The sequence below is a fragment of the Pseudomonas sp. SAR267 genome (assembly GCF_052077595.1).
Classification (GTDB): Bacteria; Pseudomonadota; Gammaproteobacteria; order Pseudomonadales; family Pseudomonadaceae; genus Aquipseudomonas; species Aquipseudomonas vlassakiae.
This window is the reverse complement of the sequence record NZ_JBQIHU010000001.1, coordinates 120,235-135,062: the sequence shown is the minus strand read 5'-3', so window position 1 is coordinate 135,062 and position 14,828 is coordinate 120,235. Positions and strand designations below refer to the sequence as shown.

General features: G+C 62.8%; 15 protein-coding genes and 1 riboswitch. Of the genes, 8 read left to right on the top strand and 7 right to left on the bottom strand.

Features of this window, described 5'->3' with window-relative positions; genetic code table 11:
* Positions 1 to 39: 39 nt before the first annotated feature.
* Together ACTORR_RS00770 and ACTORR_RS00765 are read right to left on the bottom strand one after the other, a co-directional pair.
* Positions 40 to 1,035 carry an SCO family protein gene (locus ACTORR_RS00770; RefSeq protein WP_054884531.1) on the bottom strand — a complete coding sequence of 332 codons (996 nt, stop codon included), beginning with the start codon at positions 1,033 to 1,035 and terminating at the stop codon, positions 40 to 42.
* 62 nt (positions 1,036 to 1,097) lie between these two features.
* Entirely contained in the window at positions 1,098 to 4,490 is a 3,393-nt protein-coding gene (locus ACTORR_RS00765; protein WP_313364916.1) for an Ig-like domain-containing protein, read from the bottom strand.
* A gap of 250 nt (positions 4,491 to 4,740) precedes the next feature.
* Positions 4,741 to 4,855: riboswitch (TPP riboswitch) on the top strand.
* Positions 4,856 to 4,885: 30 nt separating this feature from the next.
* On the opposite strand from ACTORR_RS00765, the gene ACTORR_RS00760 reads away from it, so the two are divergent.
* The 4 genes from ACTORR_RS00760 to ACTORR_RS00745 all read left to right on the top strand — a co-directional run bounded on the left by ACTORR_RS00760 (position 4,886) and on the right by ACTORR_RS00745 (position 7,756).
* Positions 4,886 to 5,533 carry a TenA family protein gene (locus ACTORR_RS00760; RefSeq protein ID WP_054884586.1) on the top strand — a complete coding sequence of 216 codons (648 nt, stop codon included), beginning with the start codon at positions 4,886 to 4,888 and terminating at the stop codon, positions 5,531 to 5,533.
* Positions 5,530 to 6,195, top strand: coding sequence for a thiaminase II (gene tenA / locus ACTORR_RS00755; protein WP_313364915.1), 666 nt, complete (start codon positions 5,530 to 5,532; stop codon positions 6,193 to 6,195). Before ACTORR_RS00760 ends, tenA begins: the two co-directional genes overlap by 4 nt.
* 352 nt (positions 6,196 to 6,547) lie before the next feature.
* Positions 6,548 to 7,528 carry a DNA-binding protein gene (locus ACTORR_RS00750; RefSeq protein WP_099814933.1) on the top strand — a complete coding sequence of 327 codons (981 nt, stop codon included), beginning with the start codon at positions 6,548 to 6,550 and terminating at the stop codon, positions 7,526 to 7,528.
* 57 nt (positions 7,529 to 7,585) lie between these two features.
* Positions 7,586 to 7,756 (top strand): DUF6021 family protein, encoded by a 171-nt coding sequence (locus ACTORR_RS00745; protein WP_313364914.1) that lies wholly within the window; start codon positions 7,586 to 7,588, stop codon positions 7,754 to 7,756.
* Positions 7,757 to 7,803: 47 nt separating this feature from the next.
* Here the strand turns inward: ACTORR_RS00745 and ACTORR_RS00740 are convergent, their stop codons facing one another.
* Entirely contained in the window at positions 7,804 to 8,055 is a 252-nt protein-coding gene (locus tag ACTORR_RS00740) for a hypothetical protein (RefSeq protein WP_054884528.1), read from the bottom strand.
* A 24-nt stretch (positions 8,056 to 8,079) separates the two neighbouring features.
* Positions 8,080 to 8,580 (bottom strand): DUF4142 domain-containing protein, encoded by a 501-nt coding sequence (locus ACTORR_RS00735; RefSeq protein ID WP_054884527.1) that lies wholly within the window; start codon positions 8,578 to 8,580, stop codon positions 8,080 to 8,082.
* 162 nt (positions 8,581 to 8,742) lie between these two features.
* On the opposite strand from ACTORR_RS00735, the gene ACTORR_RS00730 reads away from it, so the two are divergent.
* Positions 8,743 to 10,308 carry a sensor domain-containing diguanylate cyclase gene (locus ACTORR_RS00730; protein ID WP_099814934.1) on the top strand — a complete coding sequence of 522 codons (1,566 nt, stop codon included), beginning with the start codon at positions 8,743 to 8,745 and terminating at the stop codon, positions 10,306 to 10,308.
* A 4-nt stretch (positions 10,309 to 10,312) separates the two neighbouring features.
* On the opposite strand, the gene ACTORR_RS00725 is transcribed toward ACTORR_RS00730, so the two are convergent.
* Positions 10,313 to 10,819 carry a GNAT family N-acetyltransferase gene (locus ACTORR_RS00725; RefSeq protein WP_441343428.1) on the bottom strand — a complete coding sequence of 169 codons (507 nt, stop codon included), beginning with the start codon at positions 10,817 to 10,819 and terminating at the stop codon, positions 10,313 to 10,315.
* Between the two features lie 108 nt (positions 10,820 to 10,927).
* Here ACTORR_RS00725 and dksA point away from each other — a divergent pair, with 108 nt between their 5' ends.
* Positions 10,928 to 11,335 carry an RNA polymerase-binding protein DksA gene (gene dksA / locus ACTORR_RS00720; RefSeq protein WP_099814936.1) on the top strand — a complete coding sequence of 136 codons (408 nt, stop codon included), beginning with the start codon at positions 10,928 to 10,930 and terminating at the stop codon, positions 11,333 to 11,335.
* Here the strand turns inward: dksA and ACTORR_RS00715 are convergent.
* Positions 11,332 to 12,045 (bottom strand): MgtC/SapB family protein, encoded by a 714-nt coding sequence (locus tag ACTORR_RS00715; RefSeq protein WP_054884524.1) that lies wholly within the window; start codon positions 12,043 to 12,045, stop codon positions 11,332 to 11,334. The two genes, dksA and ACTORR_RS00715, sit on opposite strands and share 4 nt — an antisense overlap.
* A 382-nt stretch (positions 12,046 to 12,427) precedes the next feature.
* On the opposite strand from ACTORR_RS00715, the gene ACTORR_RS00710 reads away from it, so the two are divergent.
* Positions 12,428 to 12,901, top strand: coding sequence for a beta-carotene hydroxylase (locus ACTORR_RS00710; RefSeq protein WP_441343427.1), 474 nt, complete (start codon positions 12,428 to 12,430; stop codon positions 12,899 to 12,901).
* On the opposite strand, the gene ACTORR_RS00705 is transcribed toward ACTORR_RS00710, so the two are convergent.
* A complete protein-coding gene (locus ACTORR_RS00705) occupies positions 12,858 to 13,745 on the bottom strand; it encodes a bile acid:sodium symporter family protein (RefSeq protein WP_441343426.1) in 888 nt (295 codons plus the stop codon). The genes ACTORR_RS00710 and ACTORR_RS00705 overlap by 44 nt on opposite strands.
* Positions 13,746 to 13,939: 194 nt before the next feature.
* Here ACTORR_RS00705 and ACTORR_RS00700 point away from each other — a divergent pair, with 194 nt between their 5' ends.
* Complete coding sequence (locus tag ACTORR_RS00700; RefSeq protein ID WP_197894317.1) at positions 13,940 to 14,821, top strand: Dyp-type peroxidase; 882 nt, start codon at positions 13,940 to 13,942, stop codon at positions 14,819 to 14,821.
* Positions 14,822 to 14,828 lie beyond the last annotated feature (7 nt).

The following is a 14,828-nucleotide window of genomic DNA, read 5'->3' as shown; positions in this document are numbered from 1 at the left end:
CAGGCAGATGACAGGCTCATGACGGATGGCTAATTGCCTTCAAGGTTTTCCCCGATCCGCCAGGGGCGCCTGTATGCGCGACGTTTCTTCCTGCAGGTAAGTGATCAGCGCGGTGATCTCGGTATCGCCCAGCCGCATGTTGGGCATGGCCAGGCGGTTGTACTGTTCATAGAGCAGGGTGGCCAGCGGTTCCTTCTCGGCCAGCATCTGGTCCGGTTCCTTCAGCCAGCGTATCAGCCAGCTTGGGTCGCGTTGCTGGGTCACACCGAGCAGGTCAGGGCCGATGCCGGGTTGGCCGGGTTCGGTATTGCCCACGGTGTGGCACGAAGAGCAGCGGGTGCGGAAGATCTGTTCGCCACTGCTGGGCGGGCGGATCTGTGGTGCGCTGGCGTAGTCGTTGGTCGTGGCGCTGGCCTGTTTCCAGTTGTGCAAGCTGTTGCCCAGGCGGTCGGCGAGGATGTAGGGGCTTTCGAAGGGTGAAGCCTTCATCCAGCGGCCAGTTGCCTGGTTGCCGATGATCAGGCTCAGGTTGTGGTCCCTGGAACGCCCGTTCTCAAGGCCTTCGATGTACAGGCCCAGGCGCCGGCGCAGCTGTTCGATAGCTTCGGGTTCGCCAGTGAGCAGAGTCCAACCGGGGCCGATGCCGAATTTCTCGGCATAGCGCTTGAGGGTGGCGGGGGTGTCGTTGTAGGGGTCGATACTGATGGAGTAGAGAAAGATGTCCTTGCCCACCCGGTCACCGAGGATCTTCTGTACCTGGCGCAGGCGTGCGGTTTCCACAGGGCATGAATCGGAACAGCCAGTGAAGATGAAGTTGATCGCCACCACCTTGTCCTTGATCAGGTCGTCGAAGAAACGCACCGTCTTGCCGTCCTGGGTGATCAGCGGGGTATTGGGAAAGTAGCTGGAGCCCCACGGTGTCGCAGCCCCGGCCGATGCTGGAGACTGCGCCGATTCAGCTGGCTTGATCGGCCAGTAGTGAGTACCGGCAGCGAACAGGGTGAGGGCAAGCAGAACACGCCATGACAGGGCCATGATGTCATTCCTCCAGTGATGAGGCAGCCGGGGCCGCAAGGCGGCCCCTTTCAATGGAACAGTCACTTGATGCTGATTGGCGCCGTCACGCTTTGCCCCAGTGCCGACTTCACGGTGATCGTCGCCGGTGTCGCCGGGCCGCTGCCGGTAGTGGTCACCGACAACCGCCAGCGGGCTCCGCTGCCTGCCGCCGTCAGCGTCGCCGTGCCCAGGTTCAGCGGGCCACTGGTGGTGGCTGCGGTCACGCTGATGCTGTTGCCGCTGGCCACCGAGGTGGTGCCAGAGATGTCCCAGGTGTAGCGGTTGTTGCTGCGTACCTGCACCACGGCGCTGCTGACCTGGACCTGGTCCGCTGCTACGGCAGGGCTCACCGCGACACTGACCGTGGCCTGGGTCAGCGAATCGGCACCTTTGGCATCACGCGCCGTATAGGCAAAGCTGGCGGTGAATGGCGTGTCGACCGTGGCCGGCGGAGTGTAGGTCACGGTGGTGCCATCGGTGCTGGCCGTACCCTTGCCGGAGTCTGGCTGGTTGAGGTCCCTGATGGTCAGCGGCAGGTTGCCTTCGGGGTCGGTGTCATTGGCCAGCACATTGATAACGATCGGCTTGCCGGCCGTGGTTGCGGCGCTGTCGTTGTTGGCCACTGGTGGCTTGTTGGCGGTGTCGGTGTTGGTATTGCTGGCTGTGCGGAAGGTTGGCAGGCCCACCGACGCCATGTATTGCACGCCATCCCAACCAGGCAGCGGGGTCGGCATCACCTGGAACTGGCCCGGGTGCTCGATGTCCCAGCGCAACAGCATCGAGTTGTCTTCGTGCTGGGTGTTGTGGCAGTGCTCCATGTAGGTGCCGGCGAATTCGCGGAAGCGAATGGCCATTTCCACTTCACCCGAGGAGTCGGCGTCCGGGCCGATGCGGTAGACGTCCTTGCGTGCCCATTTTTCCCACTCTGGCGGTGCCTTGCCTTCACGGCTGAGGATCACGCCTTCCTCGAAGTGCACATGCACCGGGTGGCTCCAGCCGTTGCCGCCGTTCTTGATCTTCCACACTTCCAGGGTACCGTCGCCGCTGAAGCCGCCTTGGGTCGCTTCGCTGGCCAGCTGTGGCGCCGCAGAGATGCGCCGCGGGTCCATGCTGTAGCCGAAACCGCCGTCGGTCTTGATGGTCCAGGGGCTAGTATCGGTGCCGTCGGAGCGCCCAAAGATGAACTCGCGGTGGCGGGCCGCCTTGAGCTTGGCCTGATCGGCGGCAGCAGTGCGGTCGATGGTCAGCGGGATCATCTTCAGGCCTTCGGCCTTGCCCGGCTTGGCCGGTTCGTAGGCGCTCGGGTCCATGCTGACGTCCTGGCCGCTGTAGGGCTGCACGACCAGTTGCATGACCTTGCCCACCACCGGGTCACCGTTTTCCCACTGAGGGCCGCTACTGGTCTGCTTGATCACGGCCTTGTACTTCTCGGACAGCACGTCGGCCAGCGGGATGGCCTGTTTCGGACCCTTGCCGGTTTCATGCTCCATGATGTTGACGATGTACAGCTTGTCGCCGGCCTTGATCCCGTTCTTGGCGAAGTTGATGATGATGTCGTAGCGCTCGGCGATGCCTTGCAGCGGCAGGATGGCGTTGTTGTCGTCGGTCTTGCCGTCGCCGTTGAGGTCCATGGTGCCGTCGAACGGCACGGCGTGTTCCATGATGTTGCCGTCGTTGGCGATCATGTGGAACGGCACCCGGGCGTACGACACGTTGGAGCCGGAAGGGCCCTTGAACTCGCCACTGTTGCCGGCGATTTCACGCACCACGGCGAACTTGAAGTAGCGCGACACCGAACCGTTGAGGATACGGAAGCGGTAGCTGCGGGCGCGGACCTTGAGCTTGGGCTGGTACTGCCAGTTGACCAGCACCTGGTCACCGAGGAAGCCATCGGTGTTGAACGGGTTGAACCACAGCTGGCCGTTCTGATCCCAGGCCTTGTCGGCGATCACCAGGTTGACGTCGTAGTCGCGGTTGCCCCAGGGCATCCCCGAACCGCTGGGGAAGCGCAGGTTGACCCCGTCCTGCAGCGCTTCGTTGCCGCGGTCGATGGCGCTGTAGTAGTTCATCATCACAGCGTTGCCTTTGTAGACGTTCTGCGCCGTGAAATCCATCATGTGGTCGTGGAACCAGTGGGTACTCATGGTCTCATGCCAGTCGCCACGAATCTTGATGCTGCCGTTCTCGCAGGTCTTGAGCCCCGGGTTGGCGTCGTTGACGAACAGGGTTTCACCCGGCGAGCAGGGGAACGCGGCGCGCGGGTCTTCGGCACGGGTGTTGATGGTGTCGTAACCGGCCAGCTGGATCGGCCAGCGGTAGTCATAGTACTGGCCAGGGAAGAAGTACGCGTTGGCAAAGCCATCGCTCTCGGCCGGCGAGTGACCGTTGTGCTCGTGGGTGGAAATGGTGTGCAGGCCAAAGCCTGCGTTGGCTGCCGGGTCGATCGGCAGCGCGTTGTAGTGGCGCATCAGCACCGGCTGGCCATAACGAACCATCAGCAGTTTCGGCGGGAAGGTGCCGTCGAAGGTCCACAGCGACTTGTGGTTCTGCAGCGGGAAGTTCGGGTGGAAGCGGGTGTCGATGCCCTTGGTGGTGCCAAGTGTAGTGGGGATGTCCGAGGTCTGGTAATACAGCCCGCCCGGCGCAAATTCCCCCACGGCATAGTTGTGCAATTGCTTGCGGTCGCGCAGCCCCTGGTTGATGCGTGCGCCTGCCTGTGCGGTCTTGAACGCAGCCTGGGGGTAGAACTCGTTCCAGCGCTGGTGCGACCAGCCTTTTCCTGGTGGCCGGCCTTCTGCCGGCGAGCCGACCGAATTACGGTTAAGGAACATCTCGATCTGCGCTTTCCACGGGTTGCGGTCCAGGGTGTTGGCGTACTGGGTCGGGTATGGGTACAGGCCCGGTTGCTTGAGGAAGGCTTCCAGGGCATTGCCGTTGGGGCTGCTGCGAGCGACCACGTTCGGGTCTTGCGCAGGTTCCGGGCCGAGTGTGGGAACCGGGAAGGTCAGCGTTGGTGGCGGCAGGTTGGGGTCGAGTTTTTCCGGACCGAATTCTTCGAACAGCAGCAATTGCTGGGTGAAAGGCTGCGCACCGAACAACGGGCTCGGCTTGCCGTTGGTTGGGTAATTGCGCGACGTCTGCAGGGCAGGCGGCAGCACGTTGTCGACGCGATTGCTGGTCCGGTCACCGTAAACCCCATTTTGCAGTTCCAGCGAACCTTGGTTGGCTTCCGGCAGGTTGGACAGGTTCAGCAGCGCGGGCGCGGGGTCAGCCGGCTGGTCATCGTAGTGCGACGGGTCTGTCGGAGGCGGCTGGCTGACATCGTCCAGCGAAGAGGCCATGGCTGAGATCAGCCCGAAGCTGAGCATCAGCGCGGTCACGGCAGACAGTTTGAAGGCGTGGCTGTTGGGGTGGATCACGGCAGGTGTTTTCATTGCCTGGTGCCTCGCTCACGGCTAAATGGCTATGGGCCATCAATGGCGTATTGCCGGTTTTATGGCCTGAGCAACCGCTGTGCCAACAGATGTTTCGGTAATACTTTGTCAAACAACTCCTTGCGGCGCCCGAGGTGCGCTAAATAATGGGGTGTCAAGGAGCGGGTGTAGGCCCCCGAAATTGGGCATGTTTGGGGCCCAACTCCGGTGACGGAGTGGGTGACAATGGGTGATGGGGCCTGTATACATGTTGCCCACCAAGGGGAGCCCGGCAACGGGCTGAGAAACCGCTGGCAGCTGCAGCGCGGTGACCCTTCGAACCTGATCCGGATAATGCCGGCGAAGGGATGGGACTGCCGACCTGCCTTTTGCCGGCCTCACTGCGAGGCCTCACCATGACCGAACGCTTCAGCGAAACCCTGCAACGCCAGAACCAGCCGACCTGGTCGGCGGCCGTCAGCCATCGCTTCGTCACCGAACTCTGCGCCGGCAGCGTGGCTGATCCGATCATGGTCCGCTACCTGGTCCAGGATCACCGCTTTCTCGACAGCTTCCTGACCTTGCTCGGCGCCGCCATAGCCACCGCCGACACCTATGAAGCCCGCCTGCGTTTCGGCCGCTTCGCGGGGATGATCTCCAGCGACGAGAACACCTATTTCCTGCGAGCGTTCGAAGCCTTGGACGTCAGCCCGGCGCAGCGTACCGAGCCCGCAGACACTGCACCTACCGCTGGTTTCAAGGCCATCATGCGCGAGGCCGCGGCCACCCGTTCCTACGCCGCCGCGCTGGCCGTGCTGAACGTTGCCGAAGGCCTGTATCTGGACTGGGCCCTCAAGGCACCCAAGCCGTTGCCGGCCAACTTCGTCTACGCCGAATGGATCACCCTGCACGACAACCCGGCGTTCTGCGATTTCGTTGCGTTCCTGAAGTCCGAACTGGACCGTGTCGGCCCTCAGGAGGCCGCATTGGCCAGTGATTTCTACGCACGTACCGTTGAACTGGAGCTTGCCTTCTTCGACGCCGTCTACCGCGAGGAGGCATGAGCATGGATATTTTCGAGCGTTTGAAGGCTGCTACGGCCGGGCAGTGGAACAGCTATGTCGACCACGACTTCGTGCGCCAGATGGGCGAGGGCACCTTGTCGGAAGAGGCCTTCCGCACCTACCTGATTCAGGACTACCTGTTCCTCATCCAGTTTGCCCGCGCCTGGGCCCTGGCTGCCTACAAGAGCCGCCTGCCGGCGGATATCCGCGCTGCCCAGGCGGGCCTGGCGGCCATTCTCGACGAGACCGAACTGCACGTGCGGCTGTGCGCGCGTTGGGGGTTGTCGCAGGCTGATATCCAGGCTGCGCCTGAGCACCAGGCGACCGTGGCTTACACCCGTTATGTGCTCGACTGCGGCGCGGCCGGTGACCTGCTCGAGCTGCACGTGGCGTTGGCGCCGTGCGTGATTGGTTACGCCGAGATCGGTCGCACGCTGGCGGAGCGCATTGGCGACCTTAGTGAACACCCGTACCGGGAGTGGATTGGCGAATATGCCGGCGAGGCTTACCAGGGGGTGGCAGCGGCGGCGCGCAAGTATCTGGATGAACTGGCGGCGCGGAGCATGACCGAGCAGCGGTTTGTCGAGCTGGCACAGATCTTTGGCCAGGCTTCGCGGCTCGAAGCTGACTTCTGGCAAATGGGGCTGGATGGCGTGGGCTGAGGCCGGGCTAAGCCTTCAATCGCGCGTTTTGGGCGAGGTTTTGTAAATCGCCGTGCATATGAACCGCACGGCGCTCCGGTCGCATACCGTATGTCAGGCTCGGCAGGTTCGTTGCTGTAGACCCAGAGGCAGTCTTGCTGGTGGAGAGTGCCATCCCCAGCAGCCGGGCGCCGCCGATCGAATACGTACCCCAGGCAGTTCCGCGCCGCAAGAGCGTTCCGCTTGAGCCCGGCAATGCGGTAACTCTCGATTATCGAACCGTAGATTTCACTTGAAATCCTGCCTGGCAAAGAAGAACATTCACGCCTTATTACGTGGTACGTACCATGTTACTTAAATTCGAGGAGTACACATGGCCCGGGGCGGTATCAACAAGGCGGTAGTGCAGCAGGCGCGGCAAGTGCTGATCGCCCGGGGGGAGTACCCCAGCATCGATGCAGTACGTATCGAGCTGGGCAATACCGGATCGAAGACCACCATTCACCGCTACCTGAAAGAGCTCGAAGGGCCAAAACCTGTGGCGTTGCAGGGGCAGGCAGCCCTGAGCGACTCGTTGACCAGGCTGGTTTCGCAGTTGGCCGCGCAGGTGCAGGAGGAAGGCGACGCCCGTATCGAGCAGGCCGAAGCCGCGTTCAACGAGCAGCGTGATCAGCTCGTGGCGCAGTTGCAGCTGGCGCAGCAGGCACTCGCCGCAGCGCATCAGCAACAGCAAATCCAGGCCGCCGCGCTGGCTGCCGAGTCGGAGCGCCTGGTGACCGCGCAACATTCGCTGCAGGCTGAGCAGTTGCGCAGCGCCAGCCTCGGTCAATCCGTGGGTGAATTGCAATTGCGCCTGGCCGACAAGGAAGAGCAGGTGCGTTCGCTGGAGGACAAGCACCGCCATGCCCGTGAAGCGCTGGAGCATTACCGCAGCGCCAGTCGCGAACAACGCGAACAGGAACAACGCCGCCACGAAGCGCAGACCCAGCAATTGCAGCTGGAGTTGCGCCAGTTGCAACAAGGCATGAACGCCAAACAGGAGGAACTGACCCGCCTGCACCGCGACAACGAACGGATGCTCGGCGAACATCGCCAGGCGGCCAGTGCATGCGAGGCCAAAGACGTCTTGCTCGAGCAGCGCGATGCGCAGATCCAGGGGTTGCGGACCATTCTTGCCCAGGCGCAGGGTGCTAGCGATGAAATGCGGCGGCAATTGCAGGCGCAAACGCAAAGCCTGGAAGACAACCGTGCGCGATGCTCGGAGCAGGGCATGCAGTTGCAGCAGATGCAGGACGAACTGCGCAAACGCGATGAGGCGCTTGATGCACTCAAGGCGCAGCAAGCCGGCAATTGAATCAAACTTCCTGCTGCGACTGCGTTCTTCCGTAGACATTCCCCGGGAGCGCGCAACATGAAAAAGCCAGAGCAGCATCAGCATGGCCCGCATTCTTCAGGCCATGCGCAGAAACAGGACGATTTGGGGTTTGACCCGGATTCTCCGGACTTGAGCGATCCGCAAGTGGACCCGCAAGGGCCGGCAAAACCGCCACAGGACGTGGAAAAAAACCACAAGGGCCGGTGATTCGGCACGCCCCATCGCCGCGCTGCGAGCGATGGGGCGGATGAGCCTCAACCCTCCACTTGCTTGGCCGCTTCGACACCCGCCGCCGACAGCTTGATGGGATAGTGCACGCTGATCTGGTGGTCATCGTCGACCGCCACTGCGCCATCCTGGATCAGGCCGTGCTCCTGCAGGGTCTTGAGCATGCCGGCCACGGCCTTCTCACCGCGATAGTTATCCAGCAACTCCTTGCCCAGCCCTTGCGGGTGGGCGTGCAGCAGGCGGGTGAGAATTTCGCTTCGCAATGCATCGTTAGTCATGTGTGGCCTCGTGTCGTCGGGCGGTCACTTGCCGTGAGTGGCCTGAAGTGCCTTGGCCTGCTCCAGATGGTGTTCAAGCTTTGGCAGGGTTTCGCTGGCGAAGGCTTTCAGCTCGGGCTTGTCGGAAGACGCCGCTTCCTTCTTGAACAGCTCCACGGCTTTTTCGTGGGCGTCGACCTGGTTGTTGACATAGGACTTGTCGAACGACTCGTCGCGCCATTCGAGGATCATCTTCTTCACTTTGTCGGTCAGCGCCGCTTCGTCCGGCACGCTGATGTCCAGCTTGCGGGCGATGTCGCCGAGCTTCTGGTTAGCCGCGGTGTGGTCGGTGACCATCTGCTGGGCAAATGTCTTGATTTCGGCGTTCTGGCTCTTTTCCAGGGCCAGCTTCCCGGTGACCACCTCGGCGATGCCGGATTCGGTGGCGGCCTCGACAAAATCGTCGGAAGTGGCGGCCAGTGCCTGCAGCGATGCCATGCCCAGTACCAGCGACAGCCCAGCGCGTTTGATGAACAAATTGCTCATGCCTGACTCCTCATAACCGTTGGCGCGACCTCAGTGTCGCGTACGGTTGAGCAGCGATGACGAGCAAAGGTTTCGTTTTTCTCGGCGCCGGTCGACCATCGAAAGGCACCTGGGCGCTGAACTATAGTCATAACGGGCATACGCTTGAGGACAAGGACTTCCATGGGTGCGGCCAGAAAGCAGGACGAGGACGGGCTGATCACAGCCAGCGGCGAGGGCCGTGCCGTGGCGTTGTTCCGCTTGGTGCTGTCGTTCATGGCGGTGATGATGCTGGCATTCGTGCTGGTCGAGGGCTGGCGTACCTGGCGCGACTATCGTCACGCATTCAGCAATGCCGAGAACATGGTCACCAACCTCGCCAGGGCCACCAGTCAGCATGCCGAGGATGCCATTCGCCAGGTGGATGCGATCACCGCTGTACTGGCCGAGCGCATCGAAGGCGACGGTTTCGCCCACCTGGACCGCCCTCGGCTGCATGCGTTATTGGCTCAGCAAATGGCGATCATGCCGCAGCTGCATGGCTTGTTCGTCTTTGCTCCGGACGGTAGCTGGGTGGTGACAGACCGCGCCGCGATACCGCCCAAGGCGAACAATGGCGACCGCGACTACTTCATCTATCACCGCCTGCATACCGACCGCAGCGTGCAGATCGGCTCGGTTGTGCGCAGCCGTACCACTGGCGACCTGATCATTCCCATCTCGCGCCGGTTGGATAACCCTGACGGCAGCTTCGCCGGGGTATTGCTCGGTACCATCAAGGTGGACTGGTTTGTGCGCTACTACGGAGATTTCAAGATCGATGAACGAGGCGCGCTGGTACTGGCCAAGCGCGATGGCACCATCCTGGTTCGCCGGCCGTTCGTGGAGCAGGTGGTGGGGCGCAGCCTGGCCAACAGTGAAGTGTTCCGCAATTACCTGCCCTATGCCAATGAAGGCCTGGCCGAGGCGGTGGCTGTAATTGACGGCACCCCGCGGCTCTATGCCTACCGGGCATTGTCGAGTTACCCGCTGGTGGTCGAGGCCGGCTTGTCACGGGAGTCGATCATCGCGCCCTGGCGGTACGATGTCATCAAGTCGGTTGCGGTACTGCTGCTATTGCTGGTCGGCCTGGCGGCGTTCGGCTGGGTCGTGCTGCGCCAACTGCGCGAGCGCATTGCCATCGAACGGGCGCTGCACCAGGCGCACCAGACCCTCAAGTCACTGGCACTGACCGACAGCCTGACTGGGCTCGGCAACCGCCGGCGGCTGGATGCGGTGTTCGAGGCCGAGCTCAAGCGGGCTCACCGCCAGGGTTACCCGGTAGCGCTGGTGATGCTCGATCTGGATTACTTCAAATTGTACAACGACCGCTATGGTCACCCCGCTGGCGATCAATGCCTGCGGCGCTTTGCCGAGTTGTTGCAGCAAGCCTTGAAGCGGCCGGCGGACTTGGCGGTGCGCTATGGCGGTGAGGAATTCACCATGTTGCTGCCTGACACCGATGCAGCAGGCGCCGAGCTGGTCGTCGATGAGGTCATGCAGTTGCTGCGCCGCCAGGCAATCCCCCATGCCGGCAGCCCCTTGGGAGTGGTATCGGCCAGTGCCGGGATCGCGGTTGGCCATCCGGCACAAGACGGGTGTACGCCGGAAAGCCTGATGGCGGCGGCCGATGCAGCCTTGTACCAGGCCAAGCGGCAGGGGCGCGATGGTTATACGGTGGCAGCTGCTTTGGCAGAAAGCGGCGGATGACCGCTCAGGCCAGTGCCAGGCGCATTGCACATCGCCCTGACAAGCCATGCGCACGCTCGGTTGCCAGAATGCCCTGGAGCCTTGGTTCCAAGTGCTTTTCGTCGAGCACCTCGAACCCGTATCGCGCATAGAAAGGGCCATTCCAGGCGACTTGCGCAAACGTGGACAAGGTCAGCTCGCGGGCTCCCCGATGCCGCGCCACGGCACAGGCCTGGTCGAGCAACTGCCTGCCAATACCTTGCCCTTGCGCCTGTAAACGTACCGAAAGTTCATGTATGTGCAGCGCGTTGCCCTCCAGGCTCAGGCATGCAAAACCCAGGGCGGTGCCCTGATCATCCTCGGCCAACCAAGTGCCCTGGTGGTCAATGAAGGCCTTGTGCGTTTCTTCGTCCAGCCCCTCGGCACAGGCCAGCCAGGCCAGCTCGGGCAGCCGCAAGAACGCTTGTGCGGCTGATTGTTCGATGGCGATCAACTGGCGGATGTCTGAGTGCAGGGCAGGGCGTATGTGCATGAAATGTTCTCTGTGGGCTGACACTAGTCTGCGATGAGTGACCATGGCTTGCAATGGTGGTGTTATAACGTAACATTCACGTTTTCCCAGCGACCCGAGACTGCCGTGATGACCGAAGAGGAACTGTTGCGCCAGGCGCCCGCAGCCTATATGAACGAAGTCCAACAGCAATTTTTCCGCAACATGCTGCTTGGCCAGCGCGCCGACCTGCAAGCGCGTATCGACGTGGAATTCCAAGCCTTGCGTGAGCAGGAAGTGCTCAGTGACCCGGCCGATATCGGCAGTGCCGAGGAGGAACGGCAATGGCGGCTGCGCTCGCTGGAGCGGGAAAAGAAGCTGCTGGATAAAATCGACCAGGCCCTGGAGCGGCTGGCGCGAGGTGAATATGGCTGGTGCGAGGAAACCGGTGAGCCGATCGGCCTGCGTCGCTTGCTGCTGCGCCCCACGGCAACGCTGTGCATCGAAGCCAAGGAGCGCCAGGAACAGAAGGAACGTCACCTGCGCGATGAGCGTTAGTCTGTCGCCAGTGCCTGTGGCTGCAATTGCCAGCGCACCGAGCTGACGCCCTTTTCCAGGCTCACCCGACCCACCAGCCGCTCCAGTTGTGCCGGGGCCTGCGGGTTGCCGAGCAGTTCGGCTCGCACTTCAAGGCGGGCTGGGTTGGCCAAGTCTTCACTGTGCAGCGATTGCAGGCGCAACTGTGGGTCGCCCAGGCTGTGCAGCATCAGGCTACGCACCTGGATCTCGTCTTCGGCGCGGCAGACGATGCGCACCTCGAAACGTTGATCGACCTCGTTGGCCGGCAGCACCTCCTGGCGGTCCAGCCGCTGGGCGATATCGCGCAGCAGGATGTTGGCACACAGCACCATCAGGCTGCCAAGCGTTGCTTCAAGCAACAGCCCGAGGCTGCACAACACACCGATCGCGGCGGTGCACCAGAGCGTGGCGGCGGTGTTCAGGCCACGCACATTGAAGCCGTCGCGCATGATGACGCCGCCACCGAGAAACCCGATGCCCGACACCACGTAGGCGGCCACCCGCGAGGCATCGTTGGGGGCCATGCCTGGCACCGCCTGGGTCATCAGCACGAACAGGCAGGCACCGGTGCTGACCAGCGCGTTGGTACGCAGCCCGGTCAGGCGTTGGCGCAGTTGCCGTTCGGCACCGATCAGGGCGCCGAGCAGCAGGGCAATGCTGACACGCAGCAGAAAGACTTTCCAATCCATAGCAAACCTCTTCCACGGGCACACGCCCGCACGGTTGAATAACCAGAAAATGCGCAGGACCACGAAAGGGAAGAGGGGAAAGCCGTCGAAGGCTGGAGATTTCCACCGCCTGGCCAATGGCGAGACAGTGGCAGGAGGCTGCCGGACTAGCTCGCCGTGTGGGCCTGTCGCAAGCGACTGGGGCTACTGTCCAAAGCTGGGCTCCTGTTCAGGGATGCGAAATTGCGTCGCGGACCTTACGCCGCCGCCAGCACTGGGTCAAGGGTAAAAACATGACAAGAAATCCATTCGGAAATGCCCTACAGCCGGTCACGCCTGCGTGGAAATAAACCTGGGTAATCGGTACCCTAGCGCCATTTTCCGCCATACCCCGGACCGTTACATGCTGTTCAATCTCACCGTGCTGCTCGGCACCCTGGTGGCCATGGAAGGTGTCGGCACGCTGGCTCACAAGTACATCATGCATGGCTGGGGCTGGTGGCTGCACCGTTCGCACCATGAGCCGCAGCTGGGCATGCTGGAAACCAACGACCTGTACCTGGTGGCGCTGGGCCTGATCGCCACGGCGCTGATCGCCCTGGGCAAGGCCGGCCACGCGCCATTGCAGTGGGTGGGCGCTGGCGTGGCCGGGTATGGGGTGCTGTACGTACTGGCCCATGATGGCTTCTTTCACCGCCACTGGCCGCGCAAGCCACGGCCAGTCAACCGCTACCTCAAGCGGCTGCACTGCGCCCATCAGTTGCACCATGCCGTCAAGGGGCGCACGGGCAGCGTTTCGTTCGGTTTTTTCTATGCGCCGCCATTGAAGGTGCTCAAGCGCCAGTTGCAGGCGCGGCTGCCACGCGACCGCGGCTGACCCACCAGCCAAACCCGGCTGCGGTAAAGAACATGATCAGGCTGTAGAGCGCGGCTGGCACGGCCATGGTGGCGTTGTTCAGCAACGATGGGCTCAGTGCCAGGGCGATGGCCAGGGTGCCGTTGTGGATGCCGATTTCCATGCCGATGGCAATGGCCTGGCGCTTGGGGATGCTCACCAGCCGTGGTACCCAGTAGCCGAGCGTCAGGCTGATCAGGTTGAACAGCAGGGCCGCCAGGCCCACCACCGGAGCGTAGGCGACGACGGTCTGCCAATCCTTGGCCAACGCCAGCACGATGGTGAATGCCAGGAACAGCGCGGCCACCAGTTTCATCGGTTTTTCCATGGCTGCAGCAAAGCGCGGCGCCCAATGGCGGATCAGCATGCCCAGGGCCACCGGCAGCAGGACAATGGCAAACACCTGCATGACCTTGGCAAATTGCAGCGGGATCGCTTGGTCCGATGCCATGAACCACCCCAGCGACAGGTTCACCAGCAGCGGCATGGTCAGGATCGCGATCAGCGAATTGACCGCTGTCAGAGTGATATTCAGCGCTACGTCGCCGTGGGCCAGGTGGCTGAACAGGTTGGCAGTGGTGCCACCCGGGGAGGCTGCCAGCAGCATCAGGCCGACCGCCAGCGCCGGCTCCAGGGCAAAGCCATTGGCGATCAGGAAGCACACCAGCGGCAACAGCAGGATCTGGCAACACAGGCCGACCACCACCGGTTTCGGGTATTTCACCACGCGGGCGAAATCGGCCAGCCTCAGCGATAAGCCCAGGCCGAGCATGATGATGCCCAGCGCCAGAGGAAGGAATGCAGTCAGCAAGGGAGAGGCGGTCATCGGCGGGCACTCGGGCAAAGGATGCAGGCAGTCTAGGCCGGCCTTGCGGGCTGGCTAATCGCAATGCGCCAGTACTTGGTAACCGTTTGTTACCGGGTTGCCTGTGAACCCTGCCGCACAGCGTCTGCATGCCGCGTTGCGATGGGCGCTCCGGCGCAGTAGCATTCCGCTTTTTTGCCGAGGATTAGCCTGTCATGCCGTTCCAGCAAGGTCTGCTTGCCACCCCTGTGCCGGCCCACGCCCGCCACCTGTTCTTTGCCCTGCAGTCGCCCGAGGCGTTGCCTGCCGTACTGGATGCATTGCTGCCGCAGGTGGATGGCCAGAACCTGATCCTCGGTATCGGTGCGCCATTGGTGAAAGCCTTGGGGCGTGACGTACCCGGCCTGCGCGCCTTCCCGCAGCTGGATGCCGCGGTGGAAAACCCCAGCACCCAACACGCCTTGTGGCTGTGGCTGCGCGGCAACGAGCGCGGTGATTTGCTGCTCCAGGCCCAGGCGCTGGAACAGGCGCTGGCCCCGGCACTGCGCCTGGCGGACAGCGTCGACGGCTTTTTGCACCGCGGTGGCCACGACCTTACCGGCTACCAGGACGGCACCGAGAACCCGGTGGACCTGGATGCCGTGGACGCCGCCATTCTGGCCGGCGAGCAGCCGGGGCTGGCCGGTTCCAGCTTTGCCGCCTTCCAGCTGTGGAAACATGACCTGGACTATTTCAAGTCACTGCCCCAGGCCGACCAGGACAACATCATCGGCCGCCGCCTGAGCGACAACGAAGAACTCGACGATGCGCCGGAGTCGGCCCACGTCAAGCGCACTGCCCAGGAAAGCTTCGCGCCCGAGGCCTTCATGGTGCGCCGCTCGGTCGCTTGGGCCGACAGCCGCGGCGCAGGCCTGGCGTTCGTCGCCCTGGGCCGTAGCTTCGATGCCTTCGAAGTGCAACTGCGGCGCATGAGCGGCCTGGAAGACGGCATCATCGACGGCCTGTACCGCTTCAGCCGGCCGCTGACCGGCGGCTACTACTGGTGCCCACCCATGGCTGCGGCGGGTCTGGACCTGAGCGCGCTGCTGCAGGCCTGATTACAAA